General features: G+C 59.6%; 4 protein-coding genes. 1 reads left to right on the top strand and 3 read right to left on the bottom strand.

Going from position 1 to position 4,580, the window contains the following annotated elements:
- Nucleotides 1-225 precede the first annotated feature (225 nt).
- Nucleotides 226-2,091: a glutamine--fructose-6-phosphate transaminase (isomerizing) gene (gene glmS / locus Q3981_RS10120; protein WP_303125914.1), complete on the bottom strand. Its 1,866-nt coding sequence runs from the start codon at nucleotides 2,089-2,091 to the stop codon at nucleotides 226-228.
- 110 nt (nucleotides 2,092-2,201) lie between these two features.
- Here glmS and Q3981_RS10115 point away from each other — a divergent pair, with 110 nt between their 5' ends.
- Nucleotides 2,202-3,149 carry an alpha/beta hydrolase gene (locus Q3981_RS10115; RefSeq protein ID WP_303125912.1) on the top strand — a complete coding sequence of 316 codons (948 nt, stop codon included), beginning with the start codon at nucleotides 2,202-2,204 and terminating at the stop codon, nucleotides 3,147-3,149.
- Nucleotides 3,150-3,232: 83 nt separating this feature from the next.
- Here Q3981_RS10115 and Q3981_RS10110 read toward each other — a convergent pair whose 3' ends face one another.
- Entirely contained in the window at nucleotides 3,233-3,613 is a 381-nt protein-coding gene (locus Q3981_RS10110; RefSeq protein ID WP_303125910.1) for a hypothetical protein, read from the bottom strand.
- Nucleotides 3,607-4,580 (bottom strand): hypothetical protein (locus Q3981_RS10105; protein WP_303125904.1); only part of this gene is annotated, 974 nt, incomplete at its 5' end. The genes Q3981_RS10110 and Q3981_RS10105, both read right to left, overlap by 7 nt.

Genomic DNA, 4,580 nt, shown 5'->3' with positions numbered 1-4,580 from the left:
ACTGCCGTGGCCGCTTTCTGCATCGTTTCGTCGGGGAACGAATCGGACGCAATCACCCCCTCCTCCGCAGCTCGAATTGCTTCGACGGGGGGAAGGGGGTGGAACACGATGCACTCCTTAGACGGCTTGCGCAGCCTTCATACGGCTCACACAGCCGGTGGACCAATGGCGAATCAATCAATCGTCAACGTCGTCCACCGTACTCCGAATACCGTGCTCACGTGCTTATTCGACGGTCACCGATTTCGCCAAGTTGCGTGGCTTGTCGATGTCCTCGTTGCCGCACTCGCGGGCAATCTGGGCCGCCAAGAACTGCAGAGGAACCGTCGACAATAGGGGCTGCAGGAGTGTTGATGTCTGCGGGATCTCGATCAGGTAATTCGCGAAAGGCTTGACGGCGTCATCGCCTTCCTCGGCAATAACGATGGTTTTTGCACCTCGCGCGCGGATCTCCTGAATGTTCGACACAATCTTCGAGTGCAGCACGGCCCTACCACGCGGGCTCGGCACCACCACCGTCACCGGGAGATCGTCTTCGATCAGCGCAATCGGCCCGTGCTTCAACTCACCAGCGGGGAAACCTTCGGCATGAATATATGCCAGCTCCTTGAGCTTCAAGGCCCCCTCCAGGGACACGGGGAAGCCCACGTGCCGGCCGAGGAACAGCATCGTCCGAATCGCGCCCATCTCTCGGGCGATGTTCGTGATGTGTTCCTCCTGGTCCAGGACCTGCTGGATTTTCTCCGGGATCTGTTCGAGTTCCTGGTAGATGGCGGTGACTTCGTCGGGGTATTTCGTGCCGCGCGCCTGCGCCAGGGCCAAGCCCACAATGTAGTTCGCCGCGATCTGCGCCAAGAAGGCCTTTGTCGACGCCACACCGATCTCGGGTCCGGCGTGGGTGTACAGCACAGCGTCGGCTTCGCGCGGGATCTGAGCACCGTTCGTGTTACACACAGCCAGCACGCGCGCATTCTGCATCTTCGCGTGACGGACGGCCTCTAAGGTGTCCGCGGTTTCACCCGACTGGGATACCGCAACCACCAGCGTCCGGGAGTCGAGCACGGGGTCACGGTAACGGAACTCGCTGGCTACCTCGATCTCAACGGGGATGCGAACCCAGTGCTCAATGGCATATTTCGCCAGCAACCCGGAGTGGTACGCGGACCCACAGGCGACGACGAACACTTTCTGCACTTCACGGAGCTCATCCTCGGACAACCGCTGCTCGTCGAGAACAATCCGCCCATCCTGCAGGTGTCCCGCGAGGGTGTCGCGGATAGCGGAAGGCTGCTCATTAATCTCCTTCTCCATGAAGGAGTCATAGCCGCCCTTTTCCGCAGCCGCCAGATCCCAGTCAATGGTGAAGGGCTTGCCTTCTTGCTGGTTACCGTAGAAGTCCGTGAGGGTGTAGCCATCTTTCGTGATGGTCACCGCAGTGTCCTGCCCGATCTCCACCGCCTTGTTCGTGTATTCAATGAACGCGGCGACGTCGGAACCCAAGAACATCTCGTCCTGGCCGATGCCAATAATCAACGGCGAGGACCGTCGGGCAGCGATAATCCGATCCGGGTAGTCAGCGTGTGTGAATAATAGGCTGAAAGCCCCTTCTAGCCGACGCAACACTGCGAGGACAGAGGCGTCGAAATCCCCCTTGTTCTGGCCTTGGTTGTATTCCAAAGCAACCAGGTGGGCTGCGACTTCCGAGTCGGTTTCGGACTTCAGTTCAATGCCCGTGTTTTCAACTTCTTCCCTAAGAGCGGCGAAGTTTTCAATGATGCCGTTGTGGACGATGGCGACTTTGCCGTCGTAAGACAGGTGCGGGTGAGCATTAACATCGTTGGGCCGGCCGTGCGTTGCCCAGCGGGTGTGCCCAATTCCTGTGGTGCCGGTGAGGTGATCCGTACCGATGTGGTCGATAGCGTTGCGCAGGTTATCCAGCTTTCCTGCTTTTTTCTCTATGTTAATGGTGCCCCGGCCGTCGAGGACGGCGATCCCCGCGGAGTCATACCCCCGGTATTCCATCCGCTCAAGAGCCGCAAGGGCGATGTTGAGGGCCTGTTTACGGCCAACGTAACCGACAATTCCACACATGGGCACGATGATACTAATTTTTGTCGATACGGGCTGCTTCATCCACCCCATTCCGGTCGATATGTGGTGTCATCTCGACGTTTACCCCGCCCGTCGGTTACTGTTTTCTTGTGGCTGACAAACTTTCATCGCTCGTAGCTCATCTTGATAAACGTGGCCCACACCGGGTTTTAGTGGGAGACCTCGATTATGTCGGGATTCCCGGCAAGGTTTATCTCCCCGCCGACGGGAACAACGTCCCCGGTGTCGTCTTCGGTCACGACTGGATGACCGATATTTCTGCTTATCACGGCACTCTTCGTCATTTGGCGAGCTGGGGCATTGCCGTGGCTGCGCCGGATTCCGAAACTGGTTTCAAACCGAACCCCGGCGCCTTCGCCAATGACCTGATGACCTGCATGTCTGTGATCTCGGGCGTCCAGATGGGGCAGGGTTCTATCACCGTTCACCCGGAGAAACTCGTGCTGGCCGGGCATGGTTTCGGCGCGAGTGCCGCTGTTCTTGCCGCTGCCGGTGAGTGGGGTTCCTCGTCGTCCTCGGATTCCGAGGTGTCCGCGCGTTCGGTGTCGGTGGGGTCCGGATCGGTGACCGCGTCTGATACCCCGGGTCCGAAGGGGTTGACCGGTGTAGCTGCTGTTTTCCCGCGCAGTACGTCTCCGCGGGCGTCGGACGCTGCTTCCAATATTGAGGTTCCCGGCCTCATTTTGGCCCCTGGTCAGGATTCTGTTCTTGTTGGCGACGAGTCCCTCCGCATTGCTGCGAAGTGGAAGGGCGATTCCTATTACCGACGCGTGAATAAGGCGTCGCAGTCGGTGATGTCGGAAAAGGTTGTGAAGAATATGGTGCTGGGGCTGGGGTCGCCCGGCTTTTCGCAGCGTGCCGCACTTCGCGGACTGCTTGTCGCTTTTGTCCGCGCGACGGCGGAGGGCGACAAGAAGTACAGCGGCGTTTTGTCTGATGAGGACCTCAAGGGCACTGAGTTCTGGGATCGCGATGATATTGCGAATGAGCTCCCTGAGAACGCTGATGTGATGGAGCGCCTCCGCGACGCGCTGTAGTTGAGGCGCGGGGGCGGGCGATGACGGCCGGGGGGGCAGTCACGCACAGCGCCAACCACGGGCAGTGTCGGCCGAGGGTTGCGTCAGCTACGTATTGCCCGAATGCCTCCACCGCGAGAAGTGCCTTGTGTTCGTGGCGTATGTGAGCTGCGAGAACTGGTTGCCTGCGAGCCACGGGATTTGTCAGCACTATCCCCGTTGGTCGTCGCGCGCCCGAACGTGAAAGTCGAGTGGCCATCAGGAGCCTGATGACGGCCTTTGCGCGTGGTCGCAAACGTCGTTTCTTTGCTGATAGTGCTGCTGGCCCCTTCCGCCTTCTGGGCCTGCTGAATGATTTCCTCGAGTTTCTTCACCCGTTCACCGTATTGACGGTGAAACTCCGCGAGGTTTTTATCCATTTCTGCCCGATGGGCGTCCACGATGGCCTGATACGCCGCACGGTAATTCTCGGTATTACTCACCATGCCCCTGCTTTCTCTACGGTGATGCCTAAGTGTGATGTTGTGTCGTCTGCTGTAATGCCCGGCGCCGGTTCCTCTGGCCGTCCTACGTGCGCTTCTTCCTCCGCGAGAGCCTCCAGTGGCTGCTGCACCGAGACGTCCATTCGGATAGAAGAAGGCCCTCTCGTTCCTTGCACTGAGCCAGACTCCCCGCCCGAAAGGGCGGAGCTCTCCTGTGTTTTTTGATTCCAGTCCGGCGCCCCTTGAGTGCTTTCAATGGTGAGACCGCTGGCCATCTGCGTACATGTTCGTCCCGACGACGACGCGTCCGACGGCTTCGGCGTCACCTTTTGCACAGACTCAGCCTCCGACTGGGCCAAGGGCGAACACTGAGACGACGACGGAGCCTGGCACGACGATGCGGACTGGTCCGTGGCCTCCCTCTGCCCGGTGGACAGCTCACACGAGGACGGTGGCTTCGATGTCCCTGGCGAGACCGGCGTCGACGGTGAAGGACAAACACTCACTATCGGTGACGATTCGTTCCGCGGCACAACACTCGGCACACCATCCCCACCCCGTGATGTCACGCCATCACAGTGTTGCAGCGGTTTCGGCGGTTCGACCGGGCATGCACCACACACGCTGACCTGCTCCGAACAATGCGTCGATAGCGTCCCCAACGCTTCACCGATCGCACGATCACGCGCCTTCACCTGGTTCAGAAGGAGCAAACCCGCTGCGTTCCCCACCTGCGTCAGCGCATGCATAGCGATCTTTTTCGCCGGCGGAGGCAACGGCAGGATCAAGGGCAATCCCGTCTCCACCACCGTCGTAAATAAATCGACAACGTCCTCCATTGCCGAATCGGTATCTTCCATCACGGATTGCAGCGCGTCCGCACAGGCGTCACTGGATTCGGCTGTGGCCGAGTGGCCGTCGGCAAGAGAAATGAGCCACTCGCCGACCTTGTCCACCGCCTCGCTAATCA

The sequence above is a fragment of the Corynebacterium sp. genome (genome assembly GCF_030530965.1).
In the GTDB taxonomy this organism is placed as follows: Bacteria; Actinomycetota; Actinomycetes; order Mycobacteriales; family Mycobacteriaceae; genus Corynebacterium.
The sequence above is the reverse complement of the archived record's forward strand: the minus strand, read 5'-3'. Positions and strand labels throughout refer to the sequence as shown.

What these genes read in the sequence shown, in the direction of transcription:
- glmS (WP_303125914.1), bottom strand. Translation starts at nt 2,091, where the DNA reads ATGTGTGGAATTGTCGGTTACGTTGGCCGTAAACAGGCCCTCAACATC.
- Q3981_RS10110 (WP_303125910.1), bottom strand. Translation starts at nt 3,613, where the DNA reads ATGGTGAGTAATACCGAGAATTACCGTGCGGCGTATCAGGCCATCGTG.